Below are 20,434 nucleotides of genomic sequence, written 5' to 3'. Positions count from 1 at the left end.
GAAGTGCGGCGGGAGGCACAGGGCAGCGCCTCCCGCCGTCCAGGCGCAGGATCAGATTGCGCCCTGGAACAGGAAGCCGGCGTCGGCGCCGACCAGTTCAGCCGAGAATTCGTCGATGACGTTGTTGGTATGGGACAGGACGTCCTTGTCCCACTCGACCTGACCGACAGCCGGGTGGCCGCGCAGCTGGTAGGTGTAGCCATAGCTGGGCAAGCGCATGTTGCGCTGACCGGCGGGCGGGACATAGGCCAGGATCACGTCATTGCCCCAGACGTCGACGCTGGTCGCATCGTCGACATCGTAGATCGCGTCGCCCGAGACGACCGTGGGCAGATCGAAATAGGCGCGCAGCATCTCCATGGTGACGCTGGCGCTGGTGGTGTACTTGAAATGATCCAGGATCTTCGGATGAACTTTCAAGGCAGCCCCCACCCCGCCGGGCAAAAGCAAGGTGTTGGGCTTGCGGCCTGTCCGCTTGCGGATCACCTCGCTCGCATCATTGACCTGGGTCAGCGGATCGCTGTCCGGGTCATTCCACTTGTCATCGACGGTGAGCGCTTCCTTGTTGCTTGCCGAATAGGCCGCCGCATTCCGCGCGACGTTGGCCTGCTGAATTTCCCTTTCCAGGGCAATGACAGCCAGCACCACGTCGACGCTCTCCCGCTGGAGATCGAGGCCGGGCGTGATCCGAGCATCTTCCTGATATTCCGTCGGGGTGACGGCCTGCAGCGCTTCCTGGTGGAGCATCACGGGCTTGCCCTCGTTGCCCACGGTCATGCGCGCGATCGGCGTGCCGGGCGCGCGGCGGGTCTGGCGGCGGCGAAAGGCGTCGCGGCCGAATTCGATCCGCTTCGCGCCACGGGTCGGCATGTCGACGGTGGGAAACAGGACGCCGCCGACCATGTCGGCATTGCTGTAACCGCGTGCATGGTCGGAAAGGATGGGGTCAACGATGCGCACCTGCGCAAGGCTGGGCTGGGTTCCGGTCATAGGATGTTCCTTGGGTCAAAAGTCGGAAAGGCTGGGGGAGGCCGTTGCGCCGCCTGTTGCAGTCAGGCCGCCTCCCTGGGCAGGGCACCGGCGCGTCAGAGCGCCAGCAGCACCTCGTTCATCACACCGGCCGCCGCGACGGCGGTCCTGGACCAGGCCACGATTTCACCCGCCCCGGCCTGCGCGATCGCCCGGCCTGTGGCATCGGATTTGAGGGCAACACCAGCGGCATAGGCGCCGCCGCTCTCGACCACCTCGGTGCCGAGCACCGTGACGGCGAACGCTTCATCCACAGCGGCGGGATAGTTGGCGATGCCCTGCGCCTTGGCGCCGGCTGCACAATGCGCGCCGGTGAACATGCCCACGAAGCGGGCGGCGAGAACTGCGGCCGAAGCAACGGCCGTCATCTTGAAAGCGGGGGAAGATTGCATGGAAATGGTCCTGTCTGTGGCGAGGAGAAAGCGGGATCAGCCCTGGGCGCGGCGGACCGCCGCCATCCATTCAAGGTCGGGGTTTTCGGCCTGGATCGCCTTGGCGCGGGCGTAGAGATCGGCCTGGGCCTCGCTGACCTCGTACCCGGCCGGCGCGGCGAAGCTGGCGAACACCTTCGCATCCTCCTTCGGCTTGGCGCCGAATTCGCCGAGGGACACCAGCGGCTCGCCCCCTTCCAGCAGCTGGCGCAGCGCGGTGTTGGGCGTAAGGTCGCCGGCCTCACCGAAGGAAACGACGGCGGTCGCATCCAGATGGTCGAGCAGGCCGACGACAAGCGCCTTGCCCTTGGGCGCCAGCGTCACGGCCTTCACGAGGCCCTCGGCAAAGCTGACATTGGAGGCATGGGCATCGGCCTTTGCCTTGTCGGCGATGGCCTTCTCCCCAGCCTTGAGCACCTCTTCACGGCGCGCCAGTTCAACCTCGCGCGCGGCGAAGCTGGCCAGATCGGTCTGTTCTTTCACTGATTTTTCCTCGGGTTTGGTGAAATCGATGGTGATGGTTCCCGCGTCGCCGCCCTCGGCAAACGACACGGTGCCCAGACCCTTCACGCCGGGAGCGTGGGCGCCCAGGAAGCCGACATGCTTGAGATACCATGTGCCGGGCTTGGGATTGCCGGGGTGGGCCGGGGGATAGAAACGGGCGGAAACCTTGGCGTAGCGCCCTTCGCGCACGGCTTCGGCGAATGCCGGCTCGACGCGGTCGGGCACGGCCACCAGTTCACCGCCATCGACCGTCAGGCCCTTCACCCAGCCATAGGCGGGATCGTCCAGGGCGGGATGACCGATGACGAGCGGCGCCGGATCGGCCGACGGGTCATAGGCGGCGGCAGTCGCGGCCAGATCGGCATCGCTGAGCGACACGACCGTGCCTTCGTTCGAGGTGAACGTGCCGGGCCGGAAAATGCGGATGGTGGGCGGCGTCTGATCCATGCCGGCCGGAGTAATCGGCGGCGTATGGGCCTTTGGGGGTGCGCGGGTGGACGGTCAGTCGATGACGCGGCGCTGGCCATGGGTGGCAGGCATTCAAACGCATTTCAACCCCGGAGGCTTCATGCCCACAGAAACAGTTGCTGGCACGTTCAACGCCATTGGGCAGAGCGCGATCTTCGACCCCGCCACCCAACGGGATTTCAATATTTCAATCTGGGGAACCTTCGTCGGCACCGTGGCGCTCAAGCGCAGCTTTGATGGCGGAACAACGTGGCTGACCAAATGGCCGGTGGAGATCTATCAGGCCACCACCCCCCGAACCTTCTCTGACGACGAACCAGAAGCCGGCGTTATCTACCGCCTTGAATGCACCGCGTTCACCTCAGGCACCATCAATTATCGGATGTCGCAATAATGGCCCGTGACAATGCCGCGCGCGCACTCGCGCTTTCGGAAGACCTGTTCAGCTCCAAGCTCGACGCGCGCAGGCCCAGCATCGTTTATCCGGCGATTCTGGGCGTTGTGAACAGCAGCACCGTTGATAGCTCCGCGAGACTCCAGGCTATCGTCGATGCCTACACGCCGGCACTTCATCCGGCCGGTGTCACCTTCTTCCTGCCAGATGAAATCCTGCTCTCCCAGCCGATCACCTATTATGACAATCAGGAGTTTGAAGGGCGCAGCAAGGATGGATCCGTTGTGTGGATCCGCGCAGCGTTCACCGGCGTCAGCGCGTTTGTCCCCCGGGCTAGAGTTGGTGATAACGACCCGGTGCTTCGCACAAAATTTTCGAAAATCATGTTCCGGGACAAGGCGGGAGCATCGTCTGGGCGTGGCACGACTTCGACGCGCAATGGCATTGATGTTACCGGAGTGTTCGATTGCCGCATTGAAAAGTGCAAGGGCTATAATATCAACGCCATCGTTTATGCTGGCGAAGGCCCTGCAGGTAAGGTGCAATGGACCAAGCGTGTCATCATGTCCGACATGGACCATGGCAACACCAATTGGCTCGGAAAGTTCGATCCCGCGACGGACATGTCCCGCTTTCCATATGGCGACATCCAGTTGATGAATACCGAGACGACGGGATCCTGTCGCTACGGCATGTGGGCGGAAGACTGCGATGGCTTTATGACTGTGGGGACAGTCATTTTTGCCAGCGGTCAGCTTCGTTTGAGCGGCAATGCCCTTACTGCAATTGGCTTCCACTCATTTGAGGCGCGTGTCGCGTTAACGGAAAACAGCAACGTCACCGCCGATGGAATCATCGTCTGCGGTCGGGGTTTCGGCGGTCGAAATACGGGAGTCAATATCGCCGCGGGGCTTGCCTTTCAGACTGCTCGTCTTGCAGATACGACGGCAGGAAATCCTGCGCAGATAAACAAGGGTGGCACGGCCGTTCGTCTCATCGACGTCGACGGCTTCAATGTCCAGGTGACGGCGCTCGATACATCACAGCAGAGCTTCACTGCCACGGGATGCACGACGGGCGTAGCGATCGTCACGTCGTTGCGGGCCAACACCCAACTTCTAGGCTCAGGCGCATTACCGGTAGGCACGTATGATGCCGTGACGCTGACAGACTGCACCGGCGTTCATGTGACCCTGGCAGATACCAGCACAAGCAAGCGCCATGCAGTCTATATGAACGACGGCTGCAAGGGTTGCTCGGTCAATGGCACATCCTCGCGCGGCTATGGCACTCCCATCACGTTCACTGCCGCGCTTGTGGCGGCGACGGCGGGCACCCTGACCGCAAATTGGTCAGGAGCGACCGCCACCTACACGCTCCGGTTCAGCGACGGCTCTTCACGGCCCGGCACTCTAACCAATGGCTCTGCAGCCGTTACCTGGACTGGCGGCGCAGTAACGGCGACGGCGGCGGCAACAGCCTATCAGGCGGCCGGCTTCAAGTCTCAGGTCCGCGTGCCCACCAATGGACAAAACCATTATCGCATAGTCAGCGAGGCTGCCGACGGGACATGGGGCGTCTACAACAGCGAAGATGCCGAAGAGATCACAATCTCTGACAATCTGGCCGCCACGGCGCCTGCTTATTACAACGGCGTCCATTATGTGTTCAACAACACCGTCAGCACGAACGTGACCGACATTACCTCCATCCCTGCCAATGGCCGTGCATTTGTTCGCATCCAGGACAACGGAGCGAGCAAGCTGGTAGACCAGTCGCTGGCCACCGGCGGGAAATTCCGGTTCAAGGCCGCGGCAACGCAGTTGGGCCGGGACTATGCTGTTCTGCTGTGGCGTGAGCCAAACACCGGACTGTTGCGCGAAATATAGCGAGGGCGGCACAAGGTGGCGAACGTCCGGCCTTGATCCGCCCGAAATTTGCGCGGGGCATCTTGCCCGTGTGGGTCGATGGCGTTTTATGACCCAAGGGCGCGGGCAAACCCTGAACACGCTCTATGGGCCTTAAAATCGCCTCACCACTGTGCGGCGCCAGCATGGCCGATGACGATCAGCGGACACACTGTCCACTGGCGCACACCCCCCCCCATTTGCGGGGTCCGGTACGCCTTTTGCACGGGCGGAGGCCATGGTGGCCACCTTGCCCGATCAGAGCAAGAGGCAAACGAAAATGGCTTGGAACAACATTGAGCGGGTCGGCCCCGCTGGCAAGGCCAAGGTGCGTGATGATGGCATGCGCGTCAGCTGGCGCCCCGTCACCAAGAAGGGTCATAATGACGGCGGCTATATCCTGATCGCGATCGGTGCCACGCTGGCGCAGCAGCTGGGCATGGTCGAACCGGAACACCCCATCCGCCTGTTGCTGGGCAGTGAGAACGATGCCGGCAAGATGGCCCTGCAGGTCGACAAGGGCGGCACGTTCATCGCCAGGGGCAAACCGGGCGGGCAGTATCGCATCGCCATCGGCCCGCGATCGGCGGCCGGCCGCTTCGCCACCCATTTCCCCGAATTCGAGCGCGGGCCGGTCGAGGTGCTGAAGCCCCAGAACGGGCCACGCTACTGCGCCATCCTGTTGACCAGCGCCTTCCTGGACCACGGCCATGGCTGACCGGCGGGGGCTTTGCGGCCTCACCGGCTACATCGCCGCACTGATCGCCCGGCCTGATATCGATCTGGCCGGGTTCGATCATATCGCGGAAGGCCGGCGCTACCGCGTGCGCCCGGATTGGGCGCTCTTCTACTTCAACGACGAGCGCGCGCGGCGGGGGATGGCCCCCGCGCCGGCACAGCCCGCGCAGTTCGGCCTTCCCCTGGGAGCGACGACATGACCGATCGCAAGGCGATCCTGAACAAGATCAGGAAATGCCTCGCCCTGGCGAAAAGCGCCAATGAGCATGAGGCTGCCGCCGCGCTCGCCAAGGCGCAGGCGCTGATGCGCGAATATGGCATCGACCAGGGCGACGTGGCTTTCGATAAAGCGACCGCACGTGGTAATGGCGCGCACAGGCCGCCAAACTGGGAAGGCATCCTGCTCGATGCCGTAACCAGGGCCATCCCCTGCGAAGTGATCCTGCACTCCGGGAAATTCCTGTTCATCGGCCGGGCGCCATCGGCCGAACTGGCCGCCTATGCCTTCGCGGTACTGCATCGCCAGTTGAAGCGCGCCAGGACGGAATATACCCGCACCCGGCTCAAGCGTGTCCGGCCGGGCAGGAAGACGGCGCGGGCCGATCTCTTCTGCGAAGGCTGGGCAAGCACCGTCCGCCGCAAGATCAGCGCCCTCAATCCGCATGAGCATCACGACCAGGCGCTGCAGGATTATGTCACCGGGCGCTTCAGGACCGTGCCGGTGGAGACACGCGATGCCGGGCGCGTGGATAGCCGCACCGCCGGGAACGACTATTTCAGCGGCGTTGCAAGCGGACGTGGCGCAGAGTTGAACAAGCCCATGGGCGCGGCGGCTTCAAGGCCGGTGCTGACCACCTAGCGCATATTCATCTCAAGTCGAGGGTGCGACCACGGCCGGCAACTGAGGTCGGGGAGTCCACTGCGCCCAGAAGTGGAAACAGATAGCAGCCAGCGCCTTATCCCCATTGGGCGATGACCGTGATCACCTATGGCTAATCCCGCGATCCCGCCGTGGTCGCGTTAACATGATGGCCATTAACTATCATTTCGCAAGTGCAATAATTATGTCAATTCAGAATCTTATGCCTAGCTTACCGGCCCCACGATGATGTCGGGCCGGTAAGGCTATTCTTATTCGACGACGATATCCTGCGCCGTAAAGCAATTGACCAATTGCCCTGGTGTCATGATGGCCGACCGACCCGTGATGATCATTGACCCCAGGAGGGCACCGGCCGTGTTCCCGCGTCCTTCCTGGCGTATCGTTCCCTTCAACGGCCAGTCACGCCCCTTAAGGCTCACTGAGTTGAACGTCACTTCGAACTTCGCCGATTTCCCCACGATGCCCTTGCCGGTCCGCCATGTGACCGTGCCCTTCACCGGCGTGCCGCGCGGGACGATCACAGCCCCGTTTTCCACGACGTCATTCACGACCTGGAATGCCACGGCATCCCCCTCACGCACGACCTTGGACGTGATTTCGGCCGTGGGCGTCACGACGACCAGAGTGTTGGCGGGAAGCGTGCCAGCATAGGCAGGCGCAGACAACGACATGGCCACCATGGCCATGACGGAAGCAATATGGATTTTCATTCTACCCCCTGTAGATTCGCAGGCATCGCAATGCACCCGCGCCGGTCGCTATAAGCCGCTGGCAATATGTTGGATAGCCGTAACGATCTATCTGGTCAGCTGAACCATGACCAGATGCTCTGCCCCAGGCCGATCAGGATGACACCGCCCAGGAGCACAGCCTCTACGTAGAGAATTACGTCCTCCCGCTTCATGTCGCGGGCGCAGGCTCATCCACGCCCCATTTGCCGGGGCGCTGATCGTGGCTGAAGCCGATTATATCCGTCCTGACGACCATGCTGCCTTCATTGTCCAACCGATCGACAAGCATATCGACGATCCTTTCGGTGGAAAGATCGCGCCCGGCAATCTTGCGGATATGGGTTTTGAGATAGCCGGGCATCGTCATCAGGACGATGTTCAGCTCCATGCGCAGATCGTCGCGAGAAACCTTGCGCATCAGATCGCTGCCCAGTCTAACTCAGCCTCTTCCAGGGCGAGGTGCATTTCCGGGTCGGCCGCCAGCGCCTGCAGACGTTTCGACACGTCCTGGACACCGCCGTGGAACGGAAACTCTGCATCCAGCCGCATGCACCGCGCCAGCATGCCGATCTCATCATCACGCTTGATCTGGGCCAGCAGCCAAAGGCCGAAAGGCGGCTTGGTTTCGGTGCATTGATTGGGGTCGAAATGACGCATTGCTCATCCTCCATCACGACTCGGGTGGTGGAGGACGTATAGAACAAATAGAGAACATTCTCTAGAAGGCTAGGCCGGGATCTGGCATCGGAAAAACGATACCCCAATGGATGTCGTATCCTGGGTCAAATAGCGCGCGCTCTTCCATGTTAGGCGGCGGCATCAATTCCCAGCCATTACGACGCATTGCACGATCACTAACCTGCCTCGTACCGCACCCGCATTTTGCAGCATTGGGCGGGTAATGTCTAAGCCACCATGCATCATCTACCGCAAGGATCACTCCTTGCCTCGCTTCGCACGACTGATGCAGGCAAACAATCCGTTCATATCTCAGGTACGGGAATTCACGCTTTTGCCGTTGTATTCGCGGCCAGAGCGCCGACGCTATCTCAATGCGTTCACGGGTCAGAGGCGACACCGCCCAAAGATCAAACATGGCCGGAATAGGCATCTATAGCGCTTTACCGACCCACACGACGCGGCCGATCAATCCAAAGGCTGATTGCTTCGCTTCATCGGCCAAGTCTATCACGCGATCCTGCCGCTCATAATCCTTGTTGTCGCTCGTCATGAGCACCCGTCGTTCACTCGGGAAGAACAGCCGTTTGACCAACAACTGATCGTCCAGGCGGAGGACGAACACACCATCGACGCGATCCTTGTTGCTCGTATCGACCATGACCAGATCGCCGTCCGCCATGGCAGGGATCATGCTGTCGCCACGCACATTGAAAATCCGCAGCTGGCGCGTGTTACGGAACTGCCGTCGAAGCCACCCTTCCGGAAAACCCAGCGACTCGACGGATTGCCCTGCCTCTATGGCCGCCACCCCATGCCCTGCCGAAACGGCAATGTCGTAGAGCGGCACCAACTGCAATTCAGCCGCCTGCTTTGGTCTCATCTTATCGAGATGGCCGATAGCGCCCCGCGCCACTGCCAATTGCTCCGGGCTCATAGTTCCGGCGACCGCCCCTTGAAGGGTCGCCATCTGCTCCATGCTCAGTCCAGTGGCCAAGGCGATCTTGGATAACCTCTCATGCGTAAGCGGGCTGCTGCCGCTCAGCACGCGCTGCAGGGTCGCGTAAGGAATGCCGGTCTTTTCTGCCGCCTCCTTGTGGGTTCCGAGCGCCGCAACGATGCGACGCACAAGGTCCAGAGACATGCTTTCAGGCACAGCACATCCAAACATCATTTTGATGTTGACAACTCACATGATGTTCAAATAGACATTTCAACATCAAACTGATGTTGGGAAGATCGATGGATTGGCATCCGGAAGACATTAAGGCGGCCATCCGCAAGAAGGGCAGTTCCCTTGCCGAACTGGCACGGCGGGAAGGCATCTCAACCCAAGCATTGTCACTGGCGCTGCAGGCCCGTGTGTCGGCGCGTTGCGAGCTGATCATTGCTGATTTCCTCAACGTCCACCCCAGCAAGATATGGCCGACCCGCTACAAGGCGGACGGCGAAAGAATGGGCTTCTCCCGTGGGAGAGCGGCCGCATGAGTGTCATCTACCATGCAGGACTCGCCCTGTCCTGTTTCCTATACGTTCCTAATGCGGCTCTGGTCAATCGAGTCAAAATGGGACAGTCGCGGGGTGCCTCGCGATGACCGATCAGGGAGGCGCAACATCATATCTGAGTGCGCAGGAGATCGCCGATCTGCGCCTCGCCGGCCTGCCGACGAGCAAGGCGGGTGTGATCAAGCGCGCCGCACAAGAAAATTGGCCGTTTGTCGCCCGTGAGGCGCGCGGCGGCGGGCGAGCCTATTCAGTCCTCAGACTGCCGGCCGAAGCGCGCTCTGACTTCCTTGCACGGACCGGCAATGCCCTGGACGCCGCAAAGCGTCCGCGCGGCCGACCGGCCGGCTTCGACTTCTTCAGCCTCAACCCGGACGTAGTGGATGCTGTTGACGCTATTCTGGCAAGCCAACGCACGAGCGCTCGCAACGTTGAAAAGCTGTTGAAAGGGCTCGGCCTGCCGGTGCCAGCTTCCCGGCGGACGCTTGAGGTCTTCATCGCCAAGCTCGAACGCGATCGGGAGGTGCTCTACACCGCCACCCGCGATCCCGATCGCTTCAAGAGCAGCTATCGCATGGCGCTCGGCCGGATGGATGCGACCGTTTCCTATGCCCATGAGGTCTGGGAGATCGACACCACCAAGGCGGACGTGATGTGCAAGGATGGCCGTAAGGCGATCCTGGGCATTATCGACCGCTGGAGCCGCCGCGCTCGCTATCAGGTGGTCGAGAGCGAGAGCGCGCAGTCGGTGCGCCGCATCCTGATCGATACGATCCGGGCGTGGGGCGTGATGCCTGCCCGGCTGAAGGTCGACAACGGCTCGGGCTTTATCAACGCCTCGGTCGGCTCCGCGCTGGACCTGCTTGATATCGAGCTGGACCCGTGCCTACCGGGCCACCCGGAAGACAAGCCCTTCGTCGAGCGCCTGTTCGGCACCTTCAACCGGGAGCGCGCCTCCCTGCTCAAGGGCTTCATCGGCCACAATGTCGCGGATGCGCAGAAGCTGCGCGCGAAGGCGAAGAAGGAAACAGGCCGCGCCATCGTGGTGCCGCATATCACGAGCATCGAACTGCAGGCGATCGTCGATGCCTGGATCGACGGCGAATATCACCAGCGCACCCACAGCACGCTGCAATGCTCCCCCATGGAGAAGTGGCAGAGTTCGCCGCAGCCGGCGCGCAGGGCGCCTTCCGAGGATGCGCTGAAGATCGCGCTCTCCGCCTATGTCGGGCCGAAGTCCGTCACCAAGCGCGGCATCCGCTGGAAGAATGGCCGCTACTGGTCGCCCGCGCTGGTCGCCCACATGGGCAAGGAAGTGATGGTCCGCCGCGACGAGGACGATCTGGGCGCCCTGTTCATATTCGATGCGGACGGCCGCTATGTCGATACGGCGGTCAACTTCGAGCGCTCGGGCATGAGCGAGCAGCAATTCGCCCTCGCCGCGCGGCGCCAGATGAATGCGCACATGGCCAATGCCAAGGCGGAACTGCGCGACAAGCAACGCAAATTCTCGATCGACAAGGCGCGGGACGCGCTGCTCCGCGAAGAGGCGGAACGGGCGGGCAAGATCGCGCACCTGCCGATGCCGACCCGTGCCGCCAGCACGCCGACGATCGAGAGCATCAGGAATGCGCCGCAGCCGCAGATGCCAACGCAGGCACAGCTGGACGATGCGATGGTGCGCAGCGCGCCTGTGCCCCGCACCGAACGGACGATCGAACAGAAGGTGGCGGAAGCCGATGCCGTGATCGCCGCCGCCACGCGTGGCGAACGGGTCGAGGCCGACGCCCTGCGCCGTGCCCGGCTCTACGCCCAATCCTCGGAATACAAGGCGGAGAAGATGATCGCCGGCCACTTCGGCGCACCCGCGGCACCCACCCATCACCGTCGATCAGGGGCCGCGTGACGGCCCGCTGAACACCCTTTGCAACCCGTCTTCAGGATCAGGAGGACATATGAGCGACCTTAACACCGAACCCCGACTGCCGCTCGGCGACCGCACCCGGACAGGTCAGGCGCAACTCACCAATATGTCACTGGCGCTGCGCACGCTGATGGATGTGCAGGACGTGCCCCAGCATCAGCCCCGGCTTGCCCTGTTCTATGGCTTTTCCGGCTATGGCAAAACGGTCGCGGCGGCCTTCACCGCCGCCCGCACCGATGCGGTCTACATCTCCGCGCAATCGATCTGGACGCAGCGGTCGATCCTCGAAGCGATCGCGGAAGAGCTGGGCGTCACCAGGCTGGAGCGCACATCGCCCCGCATCCTTCGCCAGATCATCGACCATCTCAACTATGCGCCCCGGCCACTGATCATCGACGAGATGGATCACCTGGTCAAAAAGCAGTCGGTCGAGATCATCCGCGATATTCATGATCACACGTCGGTCGGCATCATGATGATCGGCGAAGAGGGGATGCCGTCCAAGCTGAAGGAATGGGAGCGGTTCGACAACCGTATCCGCTCGGCCACGGCCGCGCAGCCCGCCAGCCTGCAGGATGCCCGCCGCCTCGCCGACCATTATTGCACACGGGTCCAGATCGCCGACGATCTGGTCAAGCTGTTCCAGGATCGCTGCCGGGGCGTGACGCGCCGGATCGTCACCAACCTGACCATCGCCGAACAGGCCGCCCTGGTCGACGGCATGGACGGCATCGATGCCAACTGGTGGGCCACACGGCCGATCGCCACCGGCGACCTTCCCGTCCGGCGCATGAAGGACGCGGCATGATGTCCGTCGACCTTGCCGACAGCGTCGGAAACGAGGCGTCCCGGCTTTGGGACATGCTGCGCCTCGCCGAGCGCCCCGTGGCATTCGGACGGCTCGTGCTCGACCTGAATATCCGTTTGTCCACTGCGTACATGCTTCTGCGCAGCTGGGAGCGGCGTGGTCTGCTCGAACGAACGGTGGTCAAGGCCGGACATCGGGCCGGGCACGAACATTATGCGCCGACGACTCTCGGCAGGACCGTCGTCAACGCGCGGCTTACCGAACCCAGGGCGCCGCGCCCGCCCAGACCGAAACGGGCGGCGGCCGCGCCCAGGCCGAAGCGGGCAGCGATCCAGCCCAGACCCGAACCCGAAATCATGAGGACCAGGCGGGTGCATTACTACGTCACGACGATCAAGCGCCAGTCGGCGGGTCACAAGCGTCTCTGGACGGCGATGCGCGTGCTGCGCACCTTCGATTTGGCGCAGCTCGTGATGGCGGCCGAAGTGAAGCGCGACTTTGCGGCCCGCTATGTGCGGCTGCTGGTGACTGCGGGCTATCTTGCGCCGGTCTGGGCGGACGTGCCGAGCTGGCGGCTCTGCCGCAACAGTGGCCCGCTCTATCCGCAAATGATGCGGCGGTCGAACGCCCGCACGACGACGGCGCTCTACGACCAGAATTGGAAGCGGCCGTTTTCGGTCATGCCTCGGGCCGACATTTTTTTGACCGGGAGCGTTAACCATGACGCTTAACCCTGTTTCGGCCAGTCTTGCCACGAACCTTGAACGCGCCGTCGCAGGATGGGGCACCGACATGCCGGCATGGGTCCGGTTGCTCGCCACCGCCTGCGACGCCACCAATCAGCGTATCGCCGGCGAGCGGCTCGACGCCTCATCGGCCTATGTCTCGCGCCTGATCAACAACCGTTACCCCGGCGACATGCGCGAGGCGGAGATGAAGGTCCGGCGCGTCTTTGGCGGCGAGGATGTCCATTGCCCGATCTACGGCGCGATCCCGCTCTCCAGCTGCATCCGTGCCCGCCGTCGCAAGACGCCGCCCCGCAATCCTGCCCATCATGAGCATGACCGGGCCTGCCCGGCATGCCCGAACAATAGCGATGGAGGGCGGCCATGATCCGCGCCACCATCACCGCGACGATGCAGTTTGCACGCCGCTGGTTTGCCGAGCCCGATCATCTCGTCCCCGGCGAACCGGAAATCGGCCTTGCCCTTCGGCAGGCGGCGATCGCGCTGCCCGCGCTGATCCTGCTCGCCACCCTTGTCCTGGGATTGCTCCCATGACGGCGCCCCGCACCGACTACCGGGCGATCCAGGCCGAGCGTGGATATGTCGTCCTCTACCGCCAGCAGGAAAGCAACCACTGCCCCGGCTGCGGCGGCAGCGCGTGGCACGTCGGCCGGCTGACCGCCGAGTGCGCCAGCTGCGCGACGGCGATCCCGCTCATTTCACCCCAGCTCCCCACCATCACCACCACGGAAGGATAGTTTCATGGCCGTTTCACGCCGTAAGGCACCCAAGCAGCAGGCACCGCAGACGATCGAAGAGGCCACGGCCCTGATCGCCAAATATCGCGACTTCGCCGATGTCATCGACATGGTCAGATCAGACGCCGCCACGGCTATCGCGAAGATCGAGACGGCGCGGGACGAGACGATCACGCCGCTCGACGTCGACCTGAAGGCATGGTTCCGCCAGCTCCGGGCATGGTGGGGCGTCGCCGCGCCCGAGCTGACGGAAGGCAAGCGCAAGTCGATCGAACTGTGCGGCTGCATCATCGGCGAACGCAAGACGACACCGGCCCTGAAGCACGACGGCATCACGGCCGAGCAGCTGATCGAAGATCTGGGCGATATCGGCGCCGATGGCCTGCTCAGCATCAAGCTCAAACTCGACAAGCAAGCCTGCATCCGCGCGATCGGCGCCGGTGATGAGCTGGGCCAGCTGCTCCTGTGGCTCGGCGCGCGGCGCGAGCAGAAGGAGGAATTCTTCATCGATACCGCGCCGAAGAAGGACGCCAGCCCCGAGGTGGTCGATGTCGAGGAGGCAGCGGAATGACACTGCTTGCCGAGATCGACGCTTTCCTGCGTGAGACCGGGATGAGTTCCACCGAATTCGGGAAGGCTGCGGTCAACGATTACAGCTTCGTCCGTGCATACCGTTCGGAGAAAATCCGGGTGGGCAACCATCGCGCGGCACGTGTGCGTGCTTTCATGGAGGGAAAAGGCTTCAATGCCCGACCGGGGTCGGGCGAAGCGCCTATGGCCATCCGGCGCCCGGATCGCCTGCGGGAAGGCCGGCCAACGGTGGATCAGGTCGGCCCGGCACCGTTCCTTCCCATTCGTACCCTGCATGCTGACCACGGCCCAATCGCCAACGCGATCGAGGTCGAGGCGCGGCGCCTCCATGTCCCGCTCTCAACCTTCCTCTCGGAGCTGGTCTCCAAAGGCTGGGCAGCACACGTCTCTATCCAGGAGAATTCACTATGAGTGAAGCCAAAGGTCATTTCGTTCGCGCGAAGGGGGTGACTCTGCCGGTCGGCGGCGCTTTGGGAAGCGTGGATGCCAGCGGGATCAGCTTCGCCGCCAAAGATGGCAGCATCTACATCAGTATCACCGACGGCGGCGATGGCCTCACGGTCTGCCTGCAAGGCGACATGATCGACCATGTCGCGGGCATGTTCGCCGATATGGTCTTTGTGGCCAATGCCGACGACATCGCCGCCAATGTCGGACCGACCCTCCAGTGAGCGACTTTGTCATGCTCTACTGGGATCGCGGGGAGGCGAAGGTCAAATCCTACGCTACCGCCTCCAGCGCTAAGGGCACCGTCATCCGCGTCGAGATCGAGGTGACGGATCGCTTCGCCCTGGAGCGCATTCTTGGCCAGCTCCATGAGGCGAAGCATCCGCCCAAGCCCAAGCCTGAACCCAAGGCCACTCTATTGGCGCTCACGGACGGAACATGCCGTGCCCTGCCAGCGCCTCCTCTCGGCCTCCCTTTCTACGGAGACGACAAATGACGCCCGCCATGAAGAAGACGCTGGACGCATTCCTGGCCTACCATAGCGCGCATAACATCGCACCGACCTTTGCCGAGCTATGCACGCTCCTCGGCTACAGCCCCCGATCGAAGGGCAGCGTCTATCAGCACCTGTGCAAGCTGGTCGATCGCGGCCACCTCGTGCGCCTGCCCGGCCGGGACCGCGCCTATGCCCCTGCGCGCGCCCTGGACCTGTCCGCCGTGCCGCTCGGCGACCTGAAGGCCGAACTCCAGCGCCGGGAGACCATCCGTGGCTAAGACGGCACCCACCCATGCCGAGCGCGCCCGCAAGGCGACCAACGCTGACATCAGCCGGATGAAGCTGATGCGCGCGGTGCGCGCGGCGTGCAGGCGTCTTGGGATCGACGACGATGCCCGCAAGGATATCCAGGCCGAGCAGATCAAGAAGGCCAGCATGAGCGACATGTCGATCGGCGAGCTGGGCAAGCTGCTCGACCATCTCAACCGGGACTGGAAGGGGCCGATGGGCCACCGCGCCCATCTCGGCAAGATCAAGGCGCTGTGGTGGAGCCTTTACTGGCTCGGCGCCATAGACGATCCGGGCGAGCGGCCGATCAGCAGCTTCGTCCAGCGCCAGACCGGCATCAGCGCCCTCAACTTCCTGGACCATCGCAAGGCAGCATCGGTGATCGAGGCGCTTAAAAGCTGGGCCGCGCGCGAAGGCGTGTCCTGGCACACGCCGGAGCAGGAGGCCGACTATGCAGCGCATGCACCCGACCTGGACCCGACGCATTATGATCGCTTCGCCGTGCTGGAAGCCCTAGAGCGCAAGCTGAAGGCGAAAGGCATGATGTTCGGCAGCTATGTCGACTATCTGCGCAGCGCGCTGCGCCTCGTGCCCAACCATCATTACTGGACGACGGCCGAGCTGGACGCCGGCATCCGCCTGCTCGGCCGGAAGCATCGCCGTGCTATGGGCAAAGGCGAAAGCTGATGAAACGCCGCCCCTCCTACAGATTGGAGGATTTGCCGATCCCCGCTGATGTGAAGCCCGGCAAGGGCTGGTCGCCAGCCATGTGGGAAATGGCGGATCATATCGGCGCCTATGCGGTATTGCAGATATGCGAGGAGTTCGGTGGCCAGACGATTTATATTTCGGTCGATCCGACCAGAAATGTCCTTCGCGAACTGATCGGCCCGGAGAAGGCCGCGATCATCAGCCATGTTTACGGCCGGGAAAAATTCCCGATGCCTACCGGAAACGCAGCACTCTATCGCGCGCGACGCGCCGGCATCGTCGCTCTTGTGCGACAACGAAAAATAACGGTAAGCGAAGGCGCTGCGATCGTGCGATGTAACCGCAGCCTCATGTCGAAGCTCGTCAATCAGACGGACGAGGGAGTGGATACGCGTCCCGTGTCCCTGCCCAGGGCAAAACACGATCCTCGCCAGCTCGATATGTTCGCCGACGACAGCTGCGAAGCTGAGGGAGTCCACTGAAACACTCCTGATAGCGGGCGCCAGCACAATCAATTTGCACCCCTATTGAACTGCCATCGGGGTGCATCTTGTCCGTCCATCAGCATAGCCGGAAGCGGGGGTAATCCATGCCCGCTTGGTTCGGCATCATCAACGATTTGTGGCCTATCGCCACGACCATCACCCCCCTCATCCTGACCGCAGGCTTTCTCTGGCTGCGCACGAAATTCCCCACGAAGGAAGATTTCGACCGCCTCGTCACGAAGGTCGACGCGATCGACGAAGAGCAGATCAAATGCACCACCAGGCTGGATAATATCGCCGCCGATCTGGACGACCCGCCGACGCGCGTCGACCTGCTGGAGCAGATGGCCAAAATCTCGGGGCGGATGAGCGGCGTCGAGCAGCAATGCAGCGGCCTGCGCGATCGCCTCAACACCGCAAATGATCTGCTGCAGATCATTATTGATCGCGGGCTGGCGAAATGATCCATCCCGCCATCGTTCCTCTCATTCGTCGCGCCATCCTCGACCTGCTGAATGACGTCGGTGGCGAGCAGAATGACGACTATATCTCCATCCTGCTCAACGAATTGGATCACCGCGTCGCCCGCCGGGACGTCGCCGATCAGATGGACTGGCTCGCCGAGCAAGGGTTGATAGAGGTTTCCGGCCTCGGCCCCTACAAGGTCGGCCGTATCCTGAAGGATGGGCGCGATGCTGCCGAAGGGCGGCTCGTTATCGATGGTGTCTGGCGCCACAAGACGGGGGACTGACCCTTGGCCCGCCGCTCCTCCATCGACCAGCTCGACCCCGCCATTCGCCTTGAAGTAGACGCTGCGATCAAGCGCGGTGTGACCATCGATAAGATTGTCGATATGTTGCATTCGCTGGGCGAGGATGTCAGCCGTTCCGCCGTCGGCCGATACTCCAAGCACTATGCACAGTTCGCGGCACGGCAGCGTGACATGATGTCCGTGGCCGAAGCGTTCGGACGCGAATTTGGCGCCAGCGACAACAGCCAGGGCAAGCTGCTGATCCAGCTGATCACCAGCATCGCTGCCCGCGCCGCCATGTCCCGCAGTGACGATGACGAGATCGGCGCGCAGGAACTGTCCTATCTCGCCCGGTCCGTGAAGGACATCGTGTTGGCCGCTAAGACCGATGCCGATCGCGACGCAAAAATCCGCGAGGAAGCCGCGAAGGAAGCCATGCGCAAGGCGGCGTCGATTGCGGAGAACGCCGCGCGCTCGGCCGGCGCCAGCGAAGCCACGATCGACATCGTCAAGCGCCGAATTCTGGGGCTCGACTGATGATGCTGCGCATCGTCGCCGGAGCCGGACACGCCACCCCCTGTCAAATCCTGATGACCGCGATCGACGTTGCGCGCGAAGCGAAGCGGCGCGGTATCGGCGTCCTGTCGATCCGGTCCAGCCACAGCCGGGGCTCTTCATCCCGTTATGTCTGGATGGCCGACAAGTCCGGCCGGCGCTGGCTCGTGCGCGTGTCCAACCATCGCAGGCCACCAGCCCCGCACAAGGACATGCCCAATATCGAGCTGGTGACGCTCGACGGCGTTTCAGGGATGCCGGAACTTTGTGCCTGGTTGGATACCATCGCAGCCGGCGATGCGCTGTGGACCGATCCGGTCAATCACGAAGCCCGCCGCAAGGAACGGCGCGAAGCGCGGCGAGGCCGCCCATGACGACCAGTGCCATTGATGACCTGAAGGTTCTGCTGAAATATCAGGCGTCCGCGATCGCGCTGTCGGCCGAGCACATGCTGCTCGTTATCGAGAAGTCGCGGCGCACCGGCATCACTTATGGCTTTGCCGCCGATGCGGTGCTGACCGCCGCGCCCGCCGTCCGGCCCGAAAACGTCTATTACATCGCCTATAATCTCGACATGACGCGGGAGTTCATCGGCTATTGCGCCGATTTTGCCAAGGCGTTCGACGAGGTTGCCAGCGACGCCTCCGAATTCCTGTTCGACGACGGGTCCGAAAAGGGCGTCAAGGCGCTCCGCATCGACTTCCCCTCGGGCAAGGCCATCATCGCCCTGTCGTCCAAGCCCCGCAGCCTGCGCGGTATGCAGGGCAAGGTGCTTATCGACGAAGCGGCCTTCCATGACGCCCTGGACGAACTTCTGAAGGCCGCAATGGCCTTGACCATGTGGGGCAGCCACGTGGTGGTCATCTCGACGCATGACGGCGCGGACAACCCCTTCAACGAACTGGTCGAGGATATCCGGGCCGGCAAGAAGGAAGGGCATGTCATGCGCCTTACCCTCGTCGATGCCCTGGCGGACGGCCTCTACAAGCGTATCTGCCTGCGAACGGGCGTCGAATGGACACCAGAGGGTGAGAGGGCCTGGGAAGCCTCCCTGCGCAAGCGCTACGGCACCGCCGCCGAGGAAGAGCTGGACGTGGTGCCGTCCATGGGTTCTGGCACCTATCTCTCCCGCGCAGTGATCAAACAAGCCATGTCGGCCGATCTGCCTGTGATCCGCCTGACATGCCCGGCCGGCTTCGAACTGAAGAGCGACGAGTTCCGTCAGGATTTCGTGCGGGAGTTTCTGGAAGAAGAGGTGCGGCCCTGGATCAGGGAATTCGCGCCGAACCGCCGCAGCTTCTTCGGCCAGGACTTCGCGCGCACGGGCGACGTCTCGCCGATCGCGGTCGGCCAGCATGACGACAACACCCGGCTGATCTGCCGCTTCATCCTGGAAATGCGGAATGTGCCGTTCCGCGAGCAGGAGTTCGTCCTCAACTGGCTGATCGCACGGATGCCCAATTTCTGTGCAGGAAAGATGGACGCACGCGGCAACGGCTCGTCGCTGGCCGAGTTCGCCCAGCAGCGCTGGGGCTTCGACCGCATCGAAGCCGTCCAGGCCAGCGACAAGACCTATCTTGCCTTCATGCCCAAGCTCAAGGCCGGCATCGAGGACCGCACGCTCATCATCCCGGCCGACGAAGGGACGCTGGAAGATCTGCGGATGGTCAAGCTGGTCAAGGGCGTTCCCAAGATCCCCGACCGCTCCGTCATGTCCAAGGCGGACGGCGCCAAGGGCCAGCGCCACGGCGATAACGCGATCGCCCTCATGCACCTGGTCTCGGCCGCAGACGAGGATTTCGGGCCGATGGAAGTCCACACCACCGGCATCACCCGCATCACAGCCCCGGAAATGACCATCCGAAACATCGGCTTCGGCACGGTCGGCCGGGCACATCAAGGGATTGGTTTCTGATGAACGACTATCGACTGCTGCCCTATCAACTCGACGCGGTCCTGCAGAGCCGCGCCAGCAATCTTCTGGTGCTTGCCCATGCGCGTCGCATCGGCGCCACCTATCCCTTCGCCTGCGATGCGGTCGACACCGTCGTCTCGACGCTGGCGAACACATATTTTTATGTGAACACTCTTGCGAGGGGACGGGTATTCCTAATGGAATGCTGTGTGCTCGCCGAGATGAACCATGGCGCCCGGCTCGCTGTTGAACCTGTATCCATCGGAGAGGGCGACGAACCTTCGGTCCAATGCTGGATGGTGCAGTTTCCGGGTGGCGGCATCATTTACGCGGTCCCGCCGATGCCATCCTTGCTGCGCACGGCCAACGGCCCGATCGTGATCGACGATGCGGCATGGGTGCCCAACCTGTCTCACCTGATCGCGCCAGCTCTGGCTGCCACCGCCTACGGCGCCCGCGTCGTCGTCATCTCCGCCCTGCCCAAAAAACCGGGAAATGCATTCATGGCGCTGCTCGCTGACGTCCAGGCCGGACGAAAAGCCGGTGTTGCCCAGATGGTGACATTATCGGATGCGGTGACAGGCGGGCTCTATCGCCGGATCTGCGAGATCATGGGTGTCGAATACACCGCCACTGGCGAAGCCAGTTGGGAAGCCCGTCAGCGGCAGGCTTATGGCATGGAAGCCGCATCCGATCTGGATCTGGTGATCTGAC

The 20,434-nt window shown here is 62.7% G+C and carries 32 protein-coding genes; 25 read left to right on the top strand and 7 right to left on the bottom strand.

What is annotated here, in order from left to right; translation table 11 throughout:
- Positions 1 to 51: 51 nt before the first annotated feature.
- The 3 genes from WFP78_RS03675 to WFP78_RS03665 form a co-directional block, all read right to left on the bottom strand.
- Positions 52 to 990, bottom strand: coding sequence for a major capsid protein (locus WFP78_RS03675; RefSeq protein WP_336958739.1), 939 nt, complete (start codon positions 988 to 990; stop codon positions 52 to 54).
- A gap of 95 nt (positions 991 to 1,085) precedes the next feature.
- On the bottom strand, positions 1,086 to 1,421 hold the full coding sequence (locus WFP78_RS03670; RefSeq protein WP_336958737.1) for a hypothetical protein: 336 nt from the start codon (positions 1,419 to 1,421) through the stop codon (positions 1,086 to 1,088).
- Between the two features lie 36 nt (positions 1,422 to 1,457).
- Positions 1,458 to 2,411 (bottom strand): hypothetical protein, encoded by a 954-nt coding sequence (locus WFP78_RS03665; RefSeq protein WP_336958735.1) that lies wholly within the window; start codon positions 2,409 to 2,411, stop codon positions 1,458 to 1,460.
- Between the two features lie 61 nt (positions 2,412 to 2,472).
- Between WFP78_RS03665 and WFP78_RS03660 the strand changes: the two genes are divergently transcribed.
- The 5 genes from WFP78_RS03660 to WFP78_RS03640 all read left to right on the top strand — a co-directional run bounded on the left by WFP78_RS03660 (position 2,473) and on the right by WFP78_RS03640 (position 6,330).
- Complete coding sequence (locus WFP78_RS03660) at positions 2,473 to 2,826, top strand: hypothetical protein (RefSeq protein ID WP_336958733.1); 354 nt, start codon at positions 2,473 to 2,475, stop codon at positions 2,824 to 2,826.
- The gene (locus WFP78_RS03655; RefSeq protein WP_336958731.1) at positions 2,826 to 4,715 is read left to right on the top strand and encodes a fimbrial protein; all 1,890 of its coding nucleotides are present in this window, start codon (positions 2,826 to 2,828) and stop codon (positions 4,713 to 4,715) included. Before WFP78_RS03660 ends, WFP78_RS03655 begins: the two co-directional genes overlap by 1 nt.
- A 298-nt stretch (positions 4,716 to 5,013) precedes the next feature.
- On the top strand, positions 5,014 to 5,451 hold the full coding sequence (locus WFP78_RS03650) for a hypothetical protein (protein WP_336958729.1): 438 nt from the start codon (positions 5,014 to 5,016) through the stop codon (positions 5,449 to 5,451).
- Positions 5,444 to 5,671 carry a hypothetical protein gene (locus WFP78_RS03645; RefSeq protein WP_336958727.1) on the top strand — a complete coding sequence of 76 codons (228 nt, stop codon included), beginning with the start codon at positions 5,444 to 5,446 and terminating at the stop codon, positions 5,669 to 5,671. The genes WFP78_RS03650 and WFP78_RS03645 overlap by 8 nt, the downstream gene beginning before the upstream one ends.
- Positions 5,668 to 6,330 carry a DUF2786 domain-containing protein gene (locus WFP78_RS03640; RefSeq protein ID WP_336958725.1) on the top strand — a complete coding sequence of 221 codons (663 nt, stop codon included), beginning with the start codon at positions 5,668 to 5,670 and terminating at the stop codon, positions 6,328 to 6,330. Before WFP78_RS03645 ends, WFP78_RS03640 begins: the two co-directional genes overlap by 4 nt.
- Positions 6,331 to 6,602: 272 nt before the next feature.
- Here WFP78_RS03640 and WFP78_RS03635 read toward each other — a convergent pair whose 3' ends face one another.
- The 4 genes from WFP78_RS03635 to WFP78_RS03620 all read right to left on the bottom strand — a co-directional run bounded on the left by WFP78_RS03635 (position 6,603) and on the right by WFP78_RS03620 (position 8,919).
- Positions 6,603 to 7,064 (bottom strand): hypothetical protein, encoded by a 462-nt coding sequence (locus tag WFP78_RS03635; protein ID WP_336958723.1) that lies wholly within the window; start codon positions 7,062 to 7,064, stop codon positions 6,603 to 6,605.
- Positions 7,065 to 7,254: 190 nt separating this feature from the next.
- Positions 7,255 to 7,503, bottom strand: coding sequence for a hypothetical protein (locus WFP78_RS03630; RefSeq protein WP_336958721.1), 249 nt, complete (start codon positions 7,501 to 7,503; stop codon positions 7,255 to 7,257).
- Positions 7,503 to 7,742, bottom strand: a complete 240-nt coding sequence (locus WFP78_RS03625) for a hypothetical protein (RefSeq protein WP_336958719.1) — start codon at positions 7,740 to 7,742, stop codon at positions 7,503 to 7,505. The genes WFP78_RS03630 and WFP78_RS03625 overlap by 1 nt, the downstream gene beginning before the upstream one ends.
- 454 nt (positions 7,743 to 8,196) lie before the next feature.
- A complete protein-coding gene (locus tag WFP78_RS03620; RefSeq protein ID WP_336958717.1) occupies positions 8,197 to 8,919 on the bottom strand; it encodes an XRE family transcriptional regulator in 723 nt (240 codons plus the stop codon).
- Between the two features lie 86 nt (positions 8,920 to 9,005).
- Between WFP78_RS03620 and WFP78_RS03615 the strand changes: the two genes are divergently transcribed.
- The 20 genes from WFP78_RS03615 to WFP78_RS03520 all read left to right on the top strand — a co-directional run bounded on the left by WFP78_RS03615 (position 9,006) and on the right by WFP78_RS03520 (position 20,433).
- Positions 9,006 to 9,251: a helix-turn-helix domain-containing protein gene (locus WFP78_RS03615; protein WP_336958715.1), complete on the top strand. Its 246-nt coding sequence runs from the start codon at positions 9,006 to 9,008 to the stop codon at positions 9,249 to 9,251.
- 103 nt (positions 9,252 to 9,354) lie between these two features.
- Positions 9,355 to 11,172 carry a Mu transposase C-terminal domain-containing protein gene (locus WFP78_RS03610; protein ID WP_336958713.1) on the top strand — a complete coding sequence of 606 codons (1,818 nt, stop codon included), beginning with the start codon at positions 9,355 to 9,357 and terminating at the stop codon, positions 11,170 to 11,172.
- A 49-nt stretch (positions 11,173 to 11,221) separates the two neighbouring features.
- Entirely contained in the window at positions 11,222 to 11,998 is a 777-nt protein-coding gene (locus WFP78_RS03605; RefSeq protein WP_336958712.1) for an ATP-binding protein, read from the top strand.
- A complete protein-coding gene (locus tag WFP78_RS03600; protein ID WP_336958710.1) occupies positions 11,995 to 12,729 on the top strand; it encodes a hypothetical protein in 735 nt (244 codons plus the stop codon). Before WFP78_RS03605 ends, WFP78_RS03600 begins: the two co-directional genes overlap by 4 nt.
- Entirely contained in the window at positions 12,719 to 13,111 is a 393-nt protein-coding gene (locus WFP78_RS03595; RefSeq protein ID WP_336958707.1) for a hypothetical protein, read from the top strand. The genes WFP78_RS03600 and WFP78_RS03595 overlap by 11 nt, the downstream gene beginning before the upstream one ends.
- Positions 13,108 to 13,278 carry a hypothetical protein gene (locus WFP78_RS03590; protein ID WP_336958705.1) on the top strand — a complete coding sequence of 57 codons (171 nt, stop codon included), beginning with the start codon at positions 13,108 to 13,110 and terminating at the stop codon, positions 13,276 to 13,278. Before WFP78_RS03595 ends, WFP78_RS03590 begins: the two co-directional genes overlap by 4 nt.
- Positions 13,275 to 13,481 carry a hypothetical protein gene (locus WFP78_RS03585; RefSeq protein WP_336958704.1) on the top strand — a complete coding sequence of 69 codons (207 nt, stop codon included), beginning with the start codon at positions 13,275 to 13,277 and terminating at the stop codon, positions 13,479 to 13,481. The genes WFP78_RS03590 and WFP78_RS03585 overlap by 4 nt, the downstream gene beginning before the upstream one ends.
- A gap of 4 nt (positions 13,482 to 13,485) precedes the next feature.
- Positions 13,486 to 14,052 carry a host-nuclease inhibitor Gam family protein gene (locus tag WFP78_RS03580; protein WP_336958702.1) on the top strand — a complete coding sequence of 189 codons (567 nt, stop codon included), beginning with the start codon at positions 13,486 to 13,488 and terminating at the stop codon, positions 14,050 to 14,052.
- A complete protein-coding gene (locus WFP78_RS03575; protein WP_336958700.1) occupies positions 14,049 to 14,483 on the top strand; it encodes a hypothetical protein in 435 nt (144 codons plus the stop codon). The genes WFP78_RS03580 and WFP78_RS03575 overlap by 4 nt, the downstream gene beginning before the upstream one ends.
- Positions 14,480 to 14,743, top strand: coding sequence for a hypothetical protein (locus WFP78_RS03570; RefSeq protein WP_336958698.1), 264 nt, complete (start codon positions 14,480 to 14,482; stop codon positions 14,741 to 14,743). Before WFP78_RS03575 ends, WFP78_RS03570 begins: the two co-directional genes overlap by 4 nt.
- The gene (locus tag WFP78_RS03565) at positions 14,740 to 15,015 is read left to right on the top strand and encodes a hypothetical protein (RefSeq protein WP_336958697.1); all 276 of its coding nucleotides are present in this window, start codon (positions 14,740 to 14,742) and stop codon (positions 15,013 to 15,015) included. The genes WFP78_RS03570 and WFP78_RS03565 overlap by 4 nt, the downstream gene beginning before the upstream one ends.
- Positions 15,012 to 15,293, top strand: coding sequence for a LexA family protein (locus WFP78_RS03560; protein ID WP_336958695.1), 282 nt, complete (start codon positions 15,012 to 15,014; stop codon positions 15,291 to 15,293). The genes WFP78_RS03565 and WFP78_RS03560 overlap by 4 nt, the downstream gene beginning before the upstream one ends.
- A complete protein-coding gene (locus WFP78_RS03555) occupies positions 15,286 to 15,990 on the top strand; it encodes a regulatory protein GemA (RefSeq protein ID WP_336958693.1) in 705 nt (234 codons plus the stop codon). The genes WFP78_RS03560 and WFP78_RS03555 overlap by 8 nt, the downstream gene beginning before the upstream one ends.
- A complete protein-coding gene (locus WFP78_RS03550) occupies positions 15,990 to 16,496 on the top strand; it encodes a hypothetical protein (RefSeq protein ID WP_336958691.1) in 507 nt (168 codons plus the stop codon). Before WFP78_RS03555 ends, WFP78_RS03550 begins: the two co-directional genes overlap by 1 nt.
- Positions 16,497 to 16,603: 107 nt before the next feature.
- Positions 16,604 to 16,963: a DUF2730 family protein gene (locus tag WFP78_RS03545; protein ID WP_336958689.1), complete on the top strand. Its 360-nt coding sequence runs from the start codon at positions 16,604 to 16,606 to the stop codon at positions 16,961 to 16,963.
- Positions 16,960 to 17,250, top strand: coding sequence for a hypothetical protein (locus WFP78_RS03540; RefSeq protein WP_336958688.1), 291 nt, complete (start codon positions 16,960 to 16,962; stop codon positions 17,248 to 17,250). Before WFP78_RS03545 ends, WFP78_RS03540 begins: the two co-directional genes overlap by 4 nt.
- Positions 17,251 to 17,253: 3 nt before the next feature.
- Positions 17,254 to 17,787, top strand: coding sequence for a phage protein Gp27 family protein (locus tag WFP78_RS03535; RefSeq protein ID WP_336958686.1), 534 nt, complete (start codon positions 17,254 to 17,256; stop codon positions 17,785 to 17,787).
- Complete coding sequence (locus WFP78_RS03530) at positions 17,787 to 18,179, top strand: hypothetical protein (RefSeq protein ID WP_336958684.1); 393 nt, start codon at positions 17,787 to 17,789, stop codon at positions 18,177 to 18,179. The genes WFP78_RS03535 and WFP78_RS03530 overlap by 1 nt, the downstream gene beginning before the upstream one ends.
- A complete protein-coding gene (locus WFP78_RS03525) occupies positions 18,176 to 19,720 on the top strand; it encodes a terminase large subunit domain-containing protein (protein ID WP_336958682.1) in 1,545 nt (514 codons plus the stop codon). Before WFP78_RS03530 ends, WFP78_RS03525 begins: the two co-directional genes overlap by 4 nt.
- Positions 19,720 to 20,433 carry a hypothetical protein gene (locus WFP78_RS03520; RefSeq protein ID WP_336958680.1) on the top strand — a complete coding sequence of 238 codons (714 nt, stop codon included), beginning with the start codon at positions 19,720 to 19,722 and terminating at the stop codon, positions 20,431 to 20,433. Before WFP78_RS03525 ends, WFP78_RS03520 begins: the two co-directional genes overlap by 1 nt.
- Position 20,434 lies beyond the last annotated feature (1 nt).

It is taken from the genome of Sphingobium aquiterrae, assembly GCF_037154135.1.
In the GTDB taxonomy this organism is placed as follows: Bacteria; Pseudomonadota; Alphaproteobacteria; order Sphingomonadales; family Sphingomonadaceae; genus Sphingobium; species Sphingobium aquiterrae.
Note: the sequence above shows the minus strand (reverse complement) of the source record. Positions and strands in the feature narration are given on the sequence as shown.

Excerpts from the sequence above, each read along its gene's own strand:
- WFP78_RS03615 (WP_336958715.1), top strand. The coding sequence starts at position 9,006 with ATGGATTGGCATCCGGAAGACATTAAGGCGGCCATCCGCAAGAAGGGC.
- WFP78_RS03665 (WP_336958735.1), bottom strand. The coding sequence starts at position 2,411 with ATGGATCAGACGCCGCCCACCATCCGCATTTTCCGGCCCGGCACGTTC.
- WFP78_RS03645 (WP_336958727.1), top strand. The coding sequence starts at position 5,444 with ATGGCTGACCGGCGGGGGCTTTGCGGCCTCACCGGCTACATCGCCGCA.
- WFP78_RS03605 (WP_336958712.1), top strand. The coding sequence starts at position 11,222 with ATGAGCGACCTTAACACCGAACCCCGACTGCCGCTCGGCGACCGCACC.
- WFP78_RS03610 (WP_336958713.1), top strand. The coding sequence starts at position 9,355 with ATGACCGATCAGGGAGGCGCAACATCATATCTGAGTGCGCAGGAGATC.
- WFP78_RS03600 (WP_336958710.1), top strand. The coding sequence starts at position 11,995 with ATGATGTCCGTCGACCTTGCCGACAGCGTCGGAAACGAGGCGTCCCGG.
- WFP78_RS03575 (WP_336958700.1), top strand. The coding sequence starts at position 14,049 with ATGACACTGCTTGCCGAGATCGACGCTTTCCTGCGTGAGACCGGGATG.
- WFP78_RS03560 (WP_336958695.1), top strand. The coding sequence starts at position 15,012 with ATGACGCCCGCCATGAAGAAGACGCTGGACGCATTCCTGGCCTACCAT.
- WFP78_RS03580 (WP_336958702.1), top strand. The coding sequence starts at position 13,486 with ATGGCCGTTTCACGCCGTAAGGCACCCAAGCAGCAGGCACCGCAGACG.
- WFP78_RS03625 (WP_336958719.1), bottom strand. The coding sequence starts at position 7,742 with ATGCGTCATTTCGACCCCAATCAATGCACCGAAACCAAGCCGCCTTTC.
- WFP78_RS03585 (WP_336958704.1), top strand. The coding sequence starts at position 13,275 with ATGACGGCGCCCCGCACCGACTACCGGGCGATCCAGGCCGAGCGTGGA.
- WFP78_RS03660 (WP_336958733.1), top strand. The coding sequence starts at position 2,473 with ATGACGCGGCGCTGGCCATGGGTGGCAGGCATTCAAACGCATTTCAAC.
- WFP78_RS03530 (WP_336958684.1), top strand. The coding sequence starts at position 17,787 with ATGATGCTGCGCATCGTCGCCGGAGCCGGACACGCCACCCCCTGTCAA.
- WFP78_RS03545 (WP_336958689.1), top strand. The coding sequence starts at position 16,604 with ATGCCCGCTTGGTTCGGCATCATCAACGATTTGTGGCCTATCGCCACG.
- WFP78_RS03640 (WP_336958725.1), top strand. The coding sequence starts at position 5,668 with ATGACCGATCGCAAGGCGATCCTGAACAAGATCAGGAAATGCCTCGCC.
- WFP78_RS03630 (WP_336958721.1), bottom strand. The coding sequence starts at position 7,503 with ATGCGCAAGGTTTCTCGCGACGATCTGCGCATGGAGCTGAACATCGTC.
- WFP78_RS03595 (WP_336958707.1), top strand. The coding sequence starts at position 12,719 with ATGACGCTTAACCCTGTTTCGGCCAGTCTTGCCACGAACCTTGAACGC.
- WFP78_RS03525 (WP_336958682.1), top strand. The coding sequence starts at position 18,176 with ATGACGACCAGTGCCATTGATGACCTGAAGGTTCTGCTGAAATATCAG.
- WFP78_RS03520 (WP_336958680.1), top strand. The coding sequence starts at position 19,720 with ATGAACGACTATCGACTGCTGCCCTATCAACTCGACGCGGTCCTGCAG.
- WFP78_RS03570 (WP_336958698.1), top strand. The coding sequence starts at position 14,480 with ATGAGTGAAGCCAAAGGTCATTTCGTTCGCGCGAAGGGGGTGACTCTG.
- WFP78_RS03635 (WP_336958723.1), bottom strand. The coding sequence starts at position 7,064 with ATGAAAATCCATATTGCTTCCGTCATGGCCATGGTGGCCATGTCGTTG.
- WFP78_RS03675 (WP_336958739.1), bottom strand. The coding sequence starts at position 990 with ATGACCGGAACCCAGCCCAGCCTTGCGCAGGTGCGCATCGTTGACCCC.
- WFP78_RS03540 (WP_336958688.1), top strand. The coding sequence starts at position 16,960 with ATGATCCATCCCGCCATCGTTCCTCTCATTCGTCGCGCCATCCTCGAC.
- WFP78_RS03655 (WP_336958731.1), top strand. The coding sequence starts at position 2,826 with ATGGCCCGTGACAATGCCGCGCGCGCACTCGCGCTTTCGGAAGACCTG.
- WFP78_RS03590 (WP_336958705.1), top strand. The coding sequence starts at position 13,108 with ATGATCCGCGCCACCATCACCGCGACGATGCAGTTTGCACGCCGCTGG.
- WFP78_RS03550 (WP_336958691.1), top strand. The coding sequence starts at position 15,990 with ATGAAACGCCGCCCCTCCTACAGATTGGAGGATTTGCCGATCCCCGCT.
- WFP78_RS03670 (WP_336958737.1), bottom strand. The coding sequence starts at position 1,421 with ATGCAATCTTCCCCCGCTTTCAAGATGACGGCCGTTGCTTCGGCCGCA.
- WFP78_RS03650 (WP_336958729.1), top strand. The coding sequence starts at position 5,014 with ATGGCTTGGAACAACATTGAGCGGGTCGGCCCCGCTGGCAAGGCCAAG.